Source organism: Candidatus Palauibacter australiensis (assembly GCA_026705295.1).
Classification (GTDB): Bacteria; Gemmatimonadota; Gemmatimonadetes; order Palauibacterales; family Palauibacteraceae; genus Palauibacter; species Palauibacter australiensis.
In genome coordinates this window covers 1-14,334 of the sequence record JAPPBA010000117.1, presented here as the reverse complement: position 1 = coordinate 14,334, position 14,334 = coordinate 1, and the positions used below count along the sequence as shown (strand labels likewise).

At 71.0% G+C, this 14,334-nt stretch carries 14 protein-coding genes and 1 tRNA gene; 3 read left to right on the top strand and 12 right to left on the bottom strand.

What is annotated here, in order from left to right; all coding sequences use genetic code 11:
• Nucleotides 1-65 precede the first annotated feature (65 nt).
• Genes OXN85_09125 through OXN85_09115 form a run of 3 tightly spaced genes read left to right on the top strand, consistent with a single transcriptional unit; the run spans nucleotide 66 to nucleotide 3,216 of the window.
• Nucleotides 66-1,196: a sugar phosphate nucleotidyltransferase gene (locus OXN85_09125; GenBank protein MCY3600120.1), complete on the top strand. Its 1,131-nt coding sequence runs from the start codon at nucleotides 66-68 to the stop codon at nucleotides 1,194-1,196.
• Complete coding sequence (locus OXN85_09120; protein MCY3600119.1) at nucleotides 1,193-2,389, top strand: putative sugar nucleotidyl transferase; 1,197 nt, start codon at nucleotides 1,193-1,195, stop codon at nucleotides 2,387-2,389. Before OXN85_09125 ends, OXN85_09120 begins: the two co-directional genes overlap by 4 nt.
• Nucleotides 2,386-3,216 carry an MBL fold metallo-hydrolase gene (locus tag OXN85_09115; protein ID MCY3600118.1) on the top strand — a complete coding sequence of 277 codons (831 nt, stop codon included), beginning with the start codon at nucleotides 2,386-2,388 and terminating at the stop codon, nucleotides 3,214-3,216. Before OXN85_09120 ends, OXN85_09115 begins: the two co-directional genes overlap by 4 nt.
• A gap of 19 nt (nucleotides 3,217-3,235) precedes the next feature.
• Here the strand turns inward: OXN85_09115 and rseP are convergent, their stop codons facing one another.
• The 12 genes from rseP to OXN85_09055 form a co-directional block, all read right to left on the bottom strand.
• Nucleotides 3,236-4,339: an RIP metalloprotease RseP gene (gene rseP / locus OXN85_09110; protein MCY3600117.1), complete on the bottom strand. Its 1,104-nt coding sequence runs from the start codon at nucleotides 4,337-4,339 to the stop codon at nucleotides 3,236-3,238.
• Entirely contained in the window at nucleotides 4,336-5,502 is a 1,167-nt protein-coding gene (dxr, locus tag OXN85_09105; GenBank protein ID MCY3600116.1) for a 1-deoxy-D-xylulose-5-phosphate reductoisomerase, read from the bottom strand. The genes rseP and dxr overlap by 4 nt, the downstream gene beginning before the upstream one ends.
• Nucleotides 5,503-5,542: 40 nt before the next feature.
• Entirely contained in the window at nucleotides 5,543-6,397 is an 855-nt protein-coding gene (locus OXN85_09100) for a phosphatidate cytidylyltransferase (GenBank protein MCY3600115.1), read from the bottom strand.
• 16 nt (nucleotides 6,398-6,413) lie between these two features.
• Nucleotides 6,414-7,169 (bottom strand): polyprenyl diphosphate synthase, encoded by a 756-nt coding sequence (gene uppS / locus OXN85_09095; protein ID MCY3600114.1) that lies wholly within the window; start codon nucleotides 7,167-7,169, stop codon nucleotides 6,414-6,416.
• 49 nt (nucleotides 7,170-7,218) lie between these two features.
• Nucleotides 7,219-8,673: a tRNA 4-thiouridine(8) synthase ThiI gene (gene thiI / locus OXN85_09090; protein ID MCY3600113.1), complete on the bottom strand. Its 1,455-nt coding sequence runs from the start codon at nucleotides 8,671-8,673 to the stop codon at nucleotides 7,219-7,221.
• A gap of 39 nt (nucleotides 8,674-8,712) precedes the next feature.
• Nucleotides 8,713-8,786 (bottom strand) — tRNA-Met (locus tag OXN85_09085).
• Nucleotides 8,787-8,903: 117 nt separating this feature from the next.
• A complete protein-coding gene (locus OXN85_09080; protein MCY3600112.1) occupies nucleotides 8,904-9,251 on the bottom strand; it encodes a septum formation initiator family protein in 348 nt (115 codons plus the stop codon).
• Nucleotides 9,248-10,537 (bottom strand): phosphopyruvate hydratase, encoded by a 1,290-nt coding sequence (eno, locus tag OXN85_09075; protein ID MCY3600111.1) that lies wholly within the window; start codon nucleotides 10,535-10,537, stop codon nucleotides 9,248-9,250. Before eno ends, OXN85_09080 begins: the two co-directional genes overlap by 4 nt.
• A 171-nt stretch (nucleotides 10,538-10,708) precedes the next feature.
• A complete protein-coding gene (locus OXN85_09070) occupies nucleotides 10,709-11,440 on the bottom strand; it encodes a lysophospholipid acyltransferase family protein (GenBank protein ID MCY3600110.1) in 732 nt (243 codons plus the stop codon).
• Nucleotides 11,437-12,450 carry a thiamine-phosphate kinase gene (gene thiL, locus OXN85_09065; GenBank protein MCY3600109.1) on the bottom strand — a complete coding sequence of 338 codons (1,014 nt, stop codon included), beginning with the start codon at nucleotides 12,448-12,450 and terminating at the stop codon, nucleotides 11,437-11,439. Before thiL ends, OXN85_09070 begins: the two co-directional genes overlap by 4 nt.
• Entirely contained in the window at nucleotides 12,447-14,051 is a 1,605-nt protein-coding gene (locus tag OXN85_09060; protein MCY3600108.1) for an NAD(P)H-hydrate dehydratase, read from the bottom strand. Before OXN85_09060 ends, thiL begins: the two co-directional genes overlap by 4 nt.
• A gap of 40 nt (nucleotides 14,052-14,091) precedes the next feature.
• Nucleotides 14,092-14,289, bottom strand: coding sequence for a hypothetical protein (locus OXN85_09055; protein ID MCY3600107.1), 198 nt, complete (start codon nucleotides 14,287-14,289; stop codon nucleotides 14,092-14,094).
• Between the last annotated feature and the right edge of the window lie 45 nt (nucleotides 14,290-14,334).

The following is a 14,334-nucleotide window of genomic DNA, read 5'->3' as shown; positions in this document are numbered from 1 at the left end:
CGCAGACGAAGCAGGATTGGCGGGCCCGGTCGGCAACGTGGCGCGGCACCTGCGGCGCCCGTAGCTTGGCCGCGTCGCGGCCGGCCCGCGGCGGGACGATCCCGGCGCACGCGAAGGGCGGTTCGGAGGACGGGAGGGAGGCTCTGTCGGTGCACCTCGAGGCGTACTGCGCGGTCCTCGCGGGCGGGCTCGGCCGCCGGTTCTGGCCCGCGTCGACCCCGGCCCGTCCAAAGCAGCTCCTGCCCCTCGCCGGCCCCGAACCGCTCATCGACGACACGCTCGCCCGTGCCGTCGCGCTGGTGGGCGCTCCACGCGTCCGCGTCGTCGCGGCCGAACGCCTCGTGAAACTCATGCGCCCGAACTTGGACGCGGCGGGCGTCGCTGCGCTCGTCGAACCGAAGGCGCGGGGAACCGGGCCAGCCCTCGTCTGGGCCGCCGCCGAAATCGAGCGGATACAACCGGGCGCCCTGCTGATCTCCATGCACGCGGACCACCGCATCGAGCCCCCGGAAGCGCTCGCCGAGACGCTCCGGCCCGCCCTCCACGCGGCCCGGGCCGGATACCTGTGCTGCGTCGGCGTGCGGCCGGACCGCCCGGAGACCGGGTTCGGGTACCTGGAGACCGGGCGGGAGACCGCGTCCGGCGCACGGGAGGTGCGGCGCTTCGTGGAGAAGCCGGACCCCGCCACGGCCCGGGAATACCTGAAGTCGGGACGCTTCCTGTGGAACTCCGGCATCTTCGTTTGGCGGGCCGCCGACCTGCTGGAGGTTGCCCGGCGCCGCGCGCGCGAACTGGCGGGCGCGTGGCCGGCGCTCGAGCGCGGCGATACGGAGGGTTTCTTCGCGCGTGCCGAGCCGGTCGCGATCGACGTCTGCGTGATGGAGCGAGCCGAGCGCGTGGCGGTCGTCGAGGCCCGCTTCGCCTGGGACGACCTCGGCGTGTGGAGCGCGCTCCTGCGCTCCCGGGAGGTGGACGATGCGGGGAACGCCTCGGTCGGCTCCAGTCGTCTCATCGACGCAGCGGACAACGTCGTGTGGACCGAGTCCTGCCGAGCCACCGTCATCGGAGTGTCGGGTCTCGTCATCGTGGAGGCGAACGGCGAACTCCTCGTGATGCCGCGCGAGGAGGCCGCGGGACTCGACGCTCGTCTGGGACGGATCGATCCGGATTCCCCTTCGTCCGAAGCGCGGCGTTGACGACGCTGGTCATGTTCGACGATGAGCGGGCGGACGGCTGGGCCCCTTTTGCGCTCACCCGGCCGTGCGGCGAACTCGTCTTCGGCCGCTGGACGTTGCGCGAGCGGCTGGAACGGGTCGCGCGGACGCGCCTGGCCGGTCACGTGACCCGCCCGTGGCTGCGCCGGTACGCGGAGCCCGGAGCGCCGCGCTGCCTGGATGCGGACGGGCTGGCCACGCCCTGTACCGTATGGAACGCCCGCGCGGTTCCGTCTCTCGACGCGGCGTGGACCGACGCGCCCGCCAACCTGTGGGTCGCCGACCGGCTGGCGGGCATCCGCCTGGGCGCCGACGCCGAGCCGCCGCGGGCAGACTGGTTCGCCCAGCCCCACCCCCGGCCCGGGCTGCCCGACCGCAACGTACCCGGCGCCTGGCTCCGACACTCGTGGGACCTCGTGTCCGCCGGAACCGAACGGCTGGCCGCGGACCTGGCGGCCGGGCCGGGCCCGGAGGCGACGGAGCTGCCGGACGGATGCTGGCGCCTCGGCGACGCCCCCATCCGCTTGGGTGAGGGAGCGCGCGTGGAACCCGGCGTGCTCTTCGATGCGCGCGAAGGCCCGATTGAACTCGGTGCCGAAGTCCAGGTCCGCGCCGGCACCCGCCTCGGCGGGCCTCTCCACGCGGGTGCCGGATCGCAACTCCTCGGCGGCCACATCTCACGCTTTTCGGGGGGACCCCGCTCCCTGGTGCGCGGCGAGGTCGACGGCGTCACGACGCTGGGCTATTCGAACAAGGCGCACGACGGGTTTCTCGGGCATGCCTATCTCGGCCGCTGGGTCAACCTCGGCGCGGCCACGGTGACCAGCGATCTCAAACATACCTATGGCTCGATTCGGGTGGGGCCGCCCGGCGCGCGGCGGGACACCGGACTCCTCAAGTTCGGCTGCCTGCTCGGCGATCACGTGAAGACCGGCGTCGGCACCCGGATCGAGACCGGCACGGTCGTCGGCGCCGGCTCCAGCCTGTTCGGCGCCGAGCCGCCACCTCAGTGGGTGGAGCCCTTCTCATGGGGAGGGGGCCGGAGCCCGGAGCCGCACCGTCGCGGCGATTTCCTCTCCACCGCCGTCCGCGTCGTCGAGCGCCGGGGCGTCAAGGGGACCGCGGAGTTCCGCGACTGGCTGGGCGACGTCTGGGACGAGGCCCGCGGCTCGTGAGCCTGACCGTCGCGTCGCTGGGGTCGGGCAGCCGCGGCAACGCGTTTCTCGTCGAGGGCGACCGCGCCCGTGTGCTCGTCGATGCGGGGTTCTCCGGGGTTCAACTCGCCCGCCGGCTCGCGAAACTCGATGTCGAGCCCGAAGCCATCGACCTCGTCGTGCTCACGCACGAGCACCGGGATCACGCCGCGGGCATCGGCATCGGAGCGCGGCGCTGGGGCTGGCGACTCGCGATGAATTCTCCGACGCGACGCGCCTGCGCCCCGCTCCTGCGCGGGCAGGAGCGATGCGCGGACCTGCCGCTCACGGGACTCGAAATCGGCGACCTCGCGATCGCGGCCGCCCCTACCGCGCACGATGCCGCGAAGCCCGTCGCCGTCACGGTCCTGCACCGGCCCACGGGTCTGCGAGTGGGGATCGCGACGGACCTCGGGAGACCGACGACGCCTGTCCGCGTGGCGCTCCGGGAGTGCGCCTTTCTCGTCATGGAAGCGAACCACGACGAACACCGTCTCCGCGCTGCTTCCTATCCCTGGAGGGTCAAGCAGCGGATCGGGGGCAGCCGCGGACACCTCTCCAACCGCCACGCGGCCGAGTTCGCGCGCGAACTCGCGCACCCCGGACTCGGCGGGATCCTGCTCGCCCACCTGAGCCAGGAGTGCAACGACCGGGAACTCGCCCTGGACAGGGTCGCCGAGGGCCTGGCGCCGGCGGGATACGATGGACTACTGGACGTCGCCGTCCAGGAGGAACCCAGCCCCCGCTACGACGTGGCCGCGCTCGCGAGGGCCCGGGCCGGCACCGAACAATTGTCCCTCCCGATCTGACTTCGACCCTGCGGGCGGCCTAGCGGAGAAGCACCCTCAGCACGTCGTTCCCCACGGCCCACACCATGAGTGCGAGGACGAAGACCATGCCCACCGTCGTGAACCGTACGCGCGCCTGGACGCTGAGCGCCCGGCCGCGGATCGCCTCGATGGCCAGGAAGAGCAGGTGTCCTCCGTCGAGGACGGGAATGGGCAACAGATTGAAGATGGCCAGATTGACGCTGATGATCGCCATGAAGCTCAGGAGTTCCCAGAATCCCGCGCGCGCGGCGCGGCCGGAAATTTCCCCGATCAGGATGGGGCCGCCGACCTCGCGCGCCGAACTTCGCCCGGTGACGAGGTCTCCGAGGAACTGGAGGATCGCACCGCCCCAGTAGGTTGTGTCCGACCACCCGCGCCCCAGCGCCGCGATCGGGCCGGCTCGACCTCCGTCGGCGCCGATCGAGATCCCGACGCGCCCGACCGTCCTCGATTCTCCGGTGAGATCCGAGTATTGCTCGACCGCCTCGGGCGTCGCGACGAAGGTGAGTCGCTCCCCGCCCCGCTCCACGACGATCTCGATGGATTCCCCCGCGCGTCGCTCGATCCGCATAGTCGCCTGGGCGGGGTCGTGCACCGCGACACCATCCACGCGCCGGATCAGATCGTCGCTCCGAAGTCCCGCCTCCGCCGCAGGCGATCCGGGCGCAACCTCGACGATCCGCGGCTCGAACACGCCACGCCCCATCGCGAGCGCGGCGAAGGCAACGACCGCGAACAACCAGTTCATGATGACGCCGGCCGAGATGGCGAAAACGCGGGCCCAGAGCGGCTTCCCGTCAAAATCTCCGGGCCCCGGGCCCGCTTTGCGCCGTGCCGTCTCTTCCGGCGCGCCTCCGCCCTCGAGCGTCGATGTCACTTCCTCGTCCGCCATCCCCGCCATCTTGACGTAGCCGCCGAGCGGGATCCATGAGAGGACGTACTCCGTTCCACCGCGCCGGAATCCCACCATCTTCGGTCCCAGACCGATCGAAAACCGCGGCACGTCGATCCCAACGCTCTTCGCAGCGGCGAAATGCCCCAGCTCGTGCACGAAAATGAGCACGCCCAGGACAAGGATGGTTACCAGAATCGTTACGATCACTCAGCGTCTCCCGACTTGGACTCCCCATGTGGGTCGCGGGCGATGGCGCGCGCGCGGGCGTCGACGCGTCGCGCATCCTCCACCGATTCGATGGCGCGCGACGAGAACCGTTCCAGCGTACGAAGCACGACATCGGCGAGTTCCCTGAAGCCGACGTCCCCGGAGAGGAACCGCTCGACCGCAACCTCGTTGGCCGCGTTGAAGGCCACCGGAAACTCGCCTCCCGCCTCTCCCGCCGCGACCCCCGCGCGGAAGAGCGGGAAATCCTCCTCCCGCACCGGTTCAAACTCCAGTGGACCATCCCGTACGGGGTCGAACCCCGTCTCCCGGCGTGCGTCGTCCAGCCGGTCGGGGTAGCCGAGGGCCCAGAGGATCGGAACCTCCATCGAGGGCCGGCCCAGCTGCGCAAGCGAGGAACCGTCCCTGAACTCGACGACGGAGTGGACGATCGACGTGGGGTGGACGACAACCTCGATACGCTCGTAGGGGAGACCGAACAACGCGTGTGCTTCGATGACCTCGAGCGCCTTGTTCGCCAGCGTGGCGGAGTCGATCGTGATCTTGGCGCCCATCGACCATGTGGGGTGACGGAGGGCATCGGCCGGAGTGACGGTGGCGAGTCGCCGCGCCGGCCACTCGCGGAAGGGACCGCCAGAAGCCGTGAGGGTGACCCGCGCGACCTCCGACACGGGGCGCCCGGCCAGGCACTGGTGGACCGCGGAGTGTTCGCTGTCCACGGGAAGGAGTTCACCGCCTCCGCGGCGCTGCGCCCGCATCACGAGGTCTCCTCCCGCTACGAGCGACTCCTTGTTGGCGAGCGCCAGCCGCTTCCCCGCTCCGAGCGCCGTCAGCGTCGCGTCGAGCCCGGCAAACCCTACGATCGCATTGAGCACGATGTCGATCCCGGAGGATCCGGCGGCCTCCGCGAGCGCGTCGGGGCCGAACCGCCATTCTCCGGCCCAGCGCGGCGCGAAGTCGTCCGGCGGCGGAGTCCCGAGCACGACGAAATCGGGGTCCCGGTCGAGCGCGAGCGCGTCCAGCGCCTCCCAGCGTCGGTTCGCCGTGAGGACGGCGGCGCGAAACCGCGTTGGGTGGCGGCGGATCACGTCGAGCGTGCCCCCACCAACGGATCCCGTGGCGCCGAGAACGGCGACGTGCTTCAAGCCCCGACCTCCGGGAAACCCGGTCCGTCTTCGGCGGCCGTCACCCGAAGAGGAAGAGGAAGAGGAACGCGGCCGGGACCGCCCACAGGATGGAATCGAGCCGGTCCAACATCCCCCCGTGCCCGGGCAGCAGACCCGACGAGTCCTTCACCCCGCATTCGCGCTTGAGCGCGGATTCCGCGAGATCACCGACGATCGCCATCCCCGTCACGACCAGCCCGAAAGCCAGCGTCGGCACCACATCCAGTGCCCAGAGTTCCGGCAGGAGGAATCTCGGATAGAGAGCCGCGGTAGCGACGCCCGCCAGCAGCGCGCACACGGCTCCCGCAACCGTCTTGTTGGGGCTCACACGCGGCGCGAGCGGGCGTTTCCCGAGCGCTCGTCCGCCGAGGTACGCCGCCGTGTCGGCGAGCCACGTGATGACGACCGGAAGGAAGAAGAGCAGCGTACCGGCCATCCGCCCGGCACCCGGATCGCCGGTGGCCGCGAGCGGGAGTCCACCTTCGCGCAGGGGGAGGCCCAGCGCGAGCAGTCCGCCGACGTAGAAGACCCCGAAGGTCGTGCAGGCCGCGGCCCGGATCGGCCGCTCCGACAGGCTCACCGTCGCGAGGGCGAGCGCGGGGAGCGCGAGCATCAGACCCGCCGCATAGAAGCCGCCGCCCTCAAGACCGCCCGCGAAGACGGCGACCGGAAACAAGAACGCAGCCACCGCTCCCGGCAGCGCGAGGACCCGCGTTCCCGTCCCGCGCATCATCGATGCGAATTCCCGGTAACCGAGCGCGGCCGCCGCGCCCAGCCCCGTGACGAAGACGACCCCGCCGGCGTAGGTAACGAGCGCGCAGAGGGGGACGCCGACACCTGCGACCGCGAGTCTCTTGCGGAGGTTGGGACTCATGCCGGACCCGGAGGCCTCACGTCTTCACCAGCCCGAATCTCCGCTCGCGGCGCCGGTAGTCGACCAGCGCGCCGAAGAGGTGCTCGCGGGTGAAGTCGGGCCACAGGACATCCGTCACGAAGAGTTCCGCGTACGCGAGTTGCCAGAGAAGGAAGTTGGAGATGCGCTGCTCTCCCGATGTGCGGATCAGGAGGTCCGGGTCCGGCCAGTCCCTCGTCAGGAGTTCGGCCCCGAAGCGTTCGGCGTCGATCTCCTCCGGGGCCAGCTCGCCCTCCAGGCATCGCTGCGCAAGCGTTCGCGCCACCCCCGCGAGTTCCGCCCGCGATCCGTAGCTGATCGCGAGGTGCACTTCCAGGGCCGTCCCACCCTCCGTCGACGCCTCGAGGTCCGCGATCGCCTGCCGGACCTCCTCCGGAAGCCGCACCCGATCACCGAACACGGTGACCCGGATTCCGTGCTTGACGAGAGCTTCGCGCTGGCTCCTCACGTACTCCTGGAGGAGCGTCATCAGCGCCTCCACCTCCATGGAAGGCCGGAACCAGTTCTCATCCGAGAAGGCGTACAGGGTGAGGTGGGCCACGCCGGCCTCCACCGACCCCTCGATGATCTCGCGCACCGCCGTCATGCCCGCGCGGTGCCCTTCCCATCTCGGCAGGCCACGCTGTCTCGCCCAGCGGCCGTTTCCGTCCATGATGACGGCGACGTGCGTCGGCACCTCCCCCCGTCGCACGGCTTCCAGGGCCGCCGTCATGCCGCTCTTGTTCCCGCTCATGCGGCCCAAGCTCGCCCCGCGTGGGCGGGGGTGTCAAAACAGGCCGCGATCAGTCGATCCCCGACCGGCCTTGCGCGATGCGCCGCATGCGGGGTGCGCCGCCCAGGAAGGAGTAGGCCTCGTACCCCGCCCGTTGCATGACCTCGGCCAGGTAGGCCGTTCGCACGCCCTCCGTGCAGCATAGCACGTACGTCGCGTCGCGATCGAGTTCGCCGAAGTCCCGCTCGAGTTGCGGGAGATCGCGGAGGGTCGCCCCCGGCCAGTGCCAGGCCTCGAATGCGTCGCGGGCGCGGGTGTCGAGGATGACCGCTCCGTCGGGCACCTCGGCCACGTACAGGGACGCTCCGACCATGGATTCCGGACGCAGGGCGCGCACATCGTGCATGGCCGCGCCGGCAACCGCCTCGTCGAGTTCCTCGAGGCCCACGGCCGACTCCTGCGCCGCGGCGGCCTCGGGCGACGACGCGGTGACCGGCCGTTGCGGCACGAGGTCGCAGTACTCGCGCACCCGGGCCGACAGGTCGTAGGTGCCGATCTCCCGCGCCCGATCAAGGATCTCCTCCTTGTGGAATCCGAGCAGGGGTCGAAGCACCGGGAGCGAGGAGGCGTTCTCAATCGCGCGGAGATTGCGGAGCGTCTGCGACGAGACCTGCCCGACCGATTCGCCCGTGACGATCGCCTCGGCGCCGATCCGTTCCCCGATCGTCGCGGCCGCCCGATACATCATCCGCTTGAGGACGACCTGCAGGTACGCGGGCTTGGCGCGGGCCCGCATCGCCTCGACGACCGGGCCGAAATCGAGGACGTGCAGCCGGGGCCGCGTCCCGTAGCTCCAGCGATCCGCCAGGATCTTCGTGACCTCGACGACCAACCGCTCGTAGGCGCTCCCGCCGAGGTTGCAGAAGGCGTAGTCGAGGCGAATCCCCCGGCGCAGCGCCATCCAGGCGGCGACCGCCGAGTCGAAACCGCCGGAGATGAGGGCGAGGGCGTGCCCCTGCACTCCGAGCGGCAGGCCGGACGGTCCCCGGATCCTGTCCTCGTGAAAGAAGACCCGTTCGTCACGGACCTCGACGAACACGGTGATGTCCGGATTCCCGAGGTTCACGGTGGCGCCGGGGTTGAGGGCCGCCCCGAGACGCTGCTGGATGTCGGAGGAGGAAAAGCGGTGCGAACCGGAGCGGCGGGCCCGCACCGCGTAGCTCCGGCCCCGCACGGATTCGGCAAAGAGGGTCGTGCCCGTGGCGATGATCGTGTCCAGGTCCGCCTCGCACTCGCCGGCCAGCACGGAGCAACTGGACACGCCGAAGGTGCGCAGGAGAGGATCGAGAAAGGCCGCGTCCGGGCTCTCGACATGGAAGCGGCTCCAGCCGGACTCGAGCGCGGCGTCGATCCCTTCGGCTTCGAACGCATCGCGCAGATTGGTCGCGAGCCGGTTCTGGAAGCGCGACCGCGTCCGGCGCGCCTTGGTCGAGAGCTCGCCGGAGAACCGCACGAGGGCCCGCACGGGCCCGGCTCCGAGTTCCTGTTGCGCCGCCATAACGAGTGGCAGGGGGGGGATTTGAACCCCCGACCCAGGGCTTATGAGTCCCTTGCTCTACCAGGCTGAGCTACCCTGCCGTCCTGTGGGTCCGCTATCCTACACGTCGTGGCGCGCGGGGCAAGCCGCGGGCGCCGGGGAAGCCGCTCCCGCCGCTGGCGCAGGATTCCGCCACGAACCGCCAGGGCGTTCGCGGCTCACGGAGGTGTGTTCACTCGCGGAGGCGGCGAAGGAGGATCACTTCCGTCTCCCAGCTCGACGAACCGCACCAGGATCTCGTCGGGACGGACGAATCCGTACCGTTCCCGCGCCACGCGCTCGATCGCCCAGGAGTTCGACACGAGACTGTCGGCCCAGGCCCGGATCGACGCGAGCTCATCTTCGCGGGCCGTACCCTCCGCTCTCCGCGATTCGATCTCCCGCTCGAGTCGATCCAGTCCGGCCCTCGTGTATTCTCCACCCACCATCCAGTAATAGCCCGCGCCGATCAGGGCGATGAAGGTGATGGCCCGCGTGAGCCGACGGTTGGCCGCCTCCGCCATCATCGACCTCCGTACACGGCGGACCCCGGATAGGTCGCCCTCGGGCCGAGCCGTTCTTCAATCCGCAGCAGCTGGTTGTACTTCGCGACGCGCTCCGAACGGCACGCGCTTCCCGTTTTGATCTGTCCGGCGTTCGTCGCCACGGCGAGGTCCGCGATGAACGTGTCGGCCGTTTCCCCCGAGCGGTGCGAGATCACGACGCCGAAGTTCGCTCCCGCGGCCAGGCGGATCGCATCCAGCGTCTCGCTCACGGTCCCGATCTGATTGAGCTTGATGAGGATCGCGTTCCCGACCCCGGTCTCGATCCCGCGGGCCAGACGATCCACGTTGGTCACGAAGAGATCGTCCCCCACGAGCTGAACGCGGTCCCCGACCCGGGACGTGAGCGTCGCCCATCCCTCCCAGTCGTTTTCGTGGAGACCGTCTTCGATCGAGACGATGGGATACGCTGCCAGCCAGTCCTCGTAGAGCGACACGAGAGCCCGTGCGTCGAGTTCTCCTGCTTCGCCGGCGCTCTCAAGCCGGTACGTTCCGGCCTTCGCGTCGTAGAACTCCGACGCGGCACAATCGAGAGAGAGTGCGACCTCCGCGCCGGGCTCGTAGCCCGCGTCGACGATCGCCGCCATGATGAGGTCCAGGGCCTCGCGGTTCGAAGTCAGATCCGGCGCCACCCCGCCCTCGTCCCCGACGGCGGTCGAATATCCCGCATCCGACAGTCGGCGCCTCAGCGCGTGGAACACCTCCACGCCGACCCGAAGACCTTCGGAGAAGCGCTGAACGCCGACGGGAAGAATCATGAACTCCTGTATGTCGACGGCGTTGTTCGCGTGCGCGCCCCCGTTGAGGATATTCAGCATCGGGACCGGAAGGACGTGCGGATCCCCGCCGAGGTGCCGGAACAGGGGCGCCCCCGCCGAAGCCGCGGCCGCGCGCGCCGCCGCCATGGACACGGCGAGGATTGCGTTCGCGCCGAGACGGCCCTTGTTCGGGGTACCGTCCAGCGTGATGAGCGCGGTGTCGAGCCCGCGCTGGTCCGAGGCGTCCCACCCTCGCACGGCGGCGGCGATCTCACCATTGACGTGCGCGACCGCGCGTCGCACGCCCTTGCCGCCGTAGCGCGCGGGGTCGCGGTCGCGCAGCTCGACCGACTCGTGCTCGCCGGTCGATGCGCCGCTCGGTACGGCGGCGCGGCCGATCGCGCCGTTCTCGAGGTGCACGTCGGCCTCGACCGTCGGGTTGCCGCGCGAATCGACGATCTCGCGGCCGGCGACCCGGACGATGGCCGTCACAGAACGCTTCGGCTGCGGTGCTGTATGGGGCGGTTCATGCAGGCGTGTCCCCTCCCCCCGGCGATCCCGACGATCGCATCTTCCTCCACCCGTGCCGGAAGATAGGGCCCTGCGGCCCCGGAACAAAGTCGCGCGGGGACCATCCTGGTGTCGTATTCGGCAAGACCACGGCTACCCTGACGCGCCGCCGCCCGAGCCGCCGTCCGGGAGCATCCCTTCGATGGCGGCACGGGTCTCGCGCATCAACGTCCCCCGGTCCGCCGGCTCCGCTCCCTCCAGCCGGATCGCCGGCCCCAGCCGCACCGTGACCATGCCGGGGCTCACCCGCTTCGCACCGGGCGGATAGACGCGCTGGCCTCCATCGACCGCCGCGGGAACCAGGGGCGCCCGCGTCTCCAGCGCGAGGGCGAAGGCACCTCGCCGGAAACGCCCCAGTCGGCCGTCCCGCGACCGCGTCCCTTCGGGAAACAGCACGAGCGTCAGTTGCTCGGCATGCATCCGGTCGCTCGCCCGCCGAAGCGTTTCTCTGGCGCTCCGGGGCCGGTCGCGGTCGATGAGCACATGCCCCGCCGAGCGCATCCCCACCGAGAGCATCGGAATGTTCCCCAACTCCCGCTTCGCGATGAAGCGTATGGACGCGGGAAGCCCGGCGATGAGCGCCCAGATGTCGAAGTACGACTGGTGATTCGCGGCGATGATCTGGACCCCCGACGGGTGGAGGTGCTCGAGGCCGTGGACCGTGACGCGCACTCCCGCAGCCCACAGCACGGAGCGAGCCCACCCCCGGTTGGCGCGGTCCATCCATGCCCGGCCGCCTCGGACGAGAGCAACCGTCGCCGCCAAGGCCCCGAAGAAGATCGTTGAAAGCACGAGGGCGACGTAGAAGACCGCCGTCCTGATCAACGCCCGACCTCGAAATGGTCGAATCCCTCGGGAAGCTCCGGATTCAAACGCCCGCTCACGGTCAGCCCCTCGCCTTCGCGCACGCTCCCGATGCGCGTGAGCGGGAGATCGAACGCGACGGCGAATGCCCGCTCCGTCCCCTGCATGGCTCCGGCGGGCACGGCAAGGAGCAGTTCGTAGTCCTCACCGCCGGCGAGGAGGAGGCGTTCCCCGGCCGGCGCATGACGAAAGCCCTCGAGCGCGGGGGCGGCCGGGAGGCGATCCGCCTCGACTTCCAGAGCGACCCGGGAAGCCGCCGCGAGATGGCGCGCATCCCGCATCACACCGTCGGAAAGGTCGATCGCGGCGTGGATCCGCACTCGTTCCCGGAGCCACAGCATCTCCTCGATCCGGGGGCGTGGTCGGTCGAAGGCACGGCGGGCCCCCGGGTCCGGCTCCAGTCCCCGCTCCAGGTCGCGCAGCGCGGTCGCGGCCGCGCCGAGTTCTCCGGTCACCCACAGCTCATCGCCCGGGCGCGCCCCGCTCCGCGTCGTCGGAGCCGCCGCATGACCGAGGACGGTGACGTCGAGGAACGCCGGCCCCGGCGACGCGACCAGATCGCCGCCGAGGACCTCCGCGCCAACCCGGCCGGCGATCCCTCCCACGCCCCGCCCGAGGGCCGCGGCGATCTCGACGTCCAACTCGGGGGGCAGCGCCGCCGCCACGACGAGGCCGACGGGAGTCGCGGCCATGGCCGCGAGGTCGCTCAGCGCCGACGCAGCCGCGCGGTACCCGATCGTCTCCCACGTCATCCATTCGCGGCGAAAGTGGACGCCCTCCACGCTCGCGTCGCAGCTCACCACGACCTGCGCGCCATCCGGAGGACGGAAGGCCGCGGCATCGTCTCCGACCGGCAGCGTGACGGTGACCGCCGGGTCGGTGCGGCTGCCGTCCGCACCGGCTCCGTCCAGGAGCGCCCGAATGCGCGCCGTTTCGGGCCCCTCCGCGAGCGCCGGACCGGTGATGTTCATCCGACCCGGTCCCCGGTGGCGGCGGGCGGCACGGCGGGAAGGGCGAGGTTGACCCCCGGCCAGACGCCGGATCGCACCGTGCCCAACGCCCGGCGCGCGGCCGGCAGTGCGTCCGGCACGTCCGCCGCGGATCCGCCGATCTCGTCCACGTCGTGCAGAATCGCGAGAGCCGTGAGCGTCAGAGCGGCGGACGCCGCGTCGGCGGGGCCGAGGCCGGACGCCAGACAGGCACCGCACACGCCGGTCAGCACGTCGCCCATGCCGCCGCTCGCGAACGCCGGACTCACGAGCGTGGTCGCGCGCAGTTCGCCCCCCGGCCGCGCGACCCAGGTCGGCGCGCCCTTGAGCAGCACGGTCGCCCCCGTCGCACCGGCCAGCCGCCGGGCCGCGGTCGGGGCATCTCCGCGGACTTCACCCACGGACGTGCCGAGCAACCGCGCCATCTCGCCGGGATGCGGAGTCAGGAGGACGGAACGGCGCGGTGCGAGCGGACCAAGCGGGACCCCGGCCTCCGCCGCCTCCGCCGAAAGCACGTTCAGCGCGTCCGCATCGAGGACGAGCGGGACGGACCCATCCTCCAGCACGCGCCGCATCAACTCGGCTCGCTTCGGCCCCGTTCCCAGACCCGGTCCGACGGCGACCGCGCCGGCCCAGTTCAGCGTCGACCGGACCGCCTCGGACGAGGACCAGTCGACGAATACGGCCTCGGGGACGCCGGTCTGCACGATCTTCCGGTTCTCCGCGGCGCTCACGACGCGCACGATGCCGGCCCCCGCCCGGATCGCGGCGCGGGCGGCAAGCACCACGGCGCCGGCCATGCCACGCTCTCCGCCAAGGATCGCGAGGTAGCCCGCGTCGCCCTTGTGGCCGTCGGCGGCCCGCTCTCCGAGGAGGCCGGCCACCCATGCCGCCGTCACGGCCCGGGCGGACGGAGGCGGCTCCGGCGGCGGAAAGCCGATCTCGACCGAAATCAGATCGCCGATGCGCTCGCGCGCCGGGAAACTCAGCAGGCCGGTCTTCGGCCACCCGAAGGTGACGGTCAGGTCGGCCCGAATTGCGGCCCCCGGCACGCGACCCGTCGTAAAGTCCACGCCGCTGGGACCATCGGCCGCGACCACGGCGGCCCGGGCTGCGTTCACGCGTTCGATGATCTTCGCCTGGGGCGGGCGGGGCGCCGTCGTCAGGCCCGTCCCCAGAATGCCGTCGATGACGACATCGGCCGCGGCGAGTTCCCGGTCCAGCGCTTCCGGCGGGTCGAGAGTCAGGCTCCAGCCCGCGAGGACATCCGGATCCGGGGTTCGGCTTCCGCATCGGAGGAACCCGACGGATCGTCCCCAGGCGGAGAGGGTCCGTCCCGCCACGAGGGCGTCGGCGCCGTTGTGACCGCTTCCCGCGAGCACCGCTACGCGGCCGGCCGGGAACCGTTCGTGCACATGGCGCGCCAACGCTCGACCCGCGTTCTCGATCAGCGCGCGTTCCGGTATCGCTCCCGATTCGATGGCGGCGCGGTCGATCCCCGCCATCTCGGCCGCGGTGGGCAGCCACACTTCGCGGGCGGCACAGCGCCACCAGTCCGATGGCGGGAAGGCGGGAACCCGCATGGAGGGGCTCCGCGTGGCGGCGGAGTCTCCGCCGGGGAGGTTACTTGTAGGACTGCTGGACGTTACGTCCGAAGCTGATCTCACCGTTGTCGATGCGGATGTTAAACCCGCACTTGGGGTCCGAGCAGACCCATGCCTTGTACCGGATCGGTGCCCCGTCGCGTCCGTAGTCCGAAAGCGGGAGCAGGACCCCCTTCGTGCAACTCAAGCACTCCGTGAACGACTCCGAATCGGCCACGCGTTCACCCCTCCCCTTCCAGTTCCTCCCCTACGCGCTCCAGGG

Excerpts from the sequence above, each read along its gene's own strand:
- OXN85_09060 (MCY3600108.1), bottom strand. The coding sequence starts at position 14,051 with ATGCGGGTTCCCGCCTTCCCGCCATCGGACTGGTGGCGCTGTGCCGCC.
- thiL (MCY3600109.1), bottom strand. The coding sequence starts at position 12,450 with ATGAACATCACCGGTCCGGCGCTCGCGGAGGGGCCCGAAACGGCGCGC.
- OXN85_09100 (MCY3600115.1), bottom strand. The coding sequence starts at position 6,397 with ATGAGTCCCAACCTCCGCAAGAGACTCGCGGTCGCAGGTGTCGGCGTC.
- uppS (MCY3600114.1), bottom strand. The coding sequence starts at position 7,169 with ATGAGCGGGAACAAGAGCGGCATGACGGCGGCCCTGGAAGCCGTGCGA.
- OXN85_09080 (MCY3600112.1), bottom strand. The coding sequence starts at position 9,251 with ATGATGGCGGAGGCGGCCAACCGTCGGCTCACGCGGGCCATCACCTTC.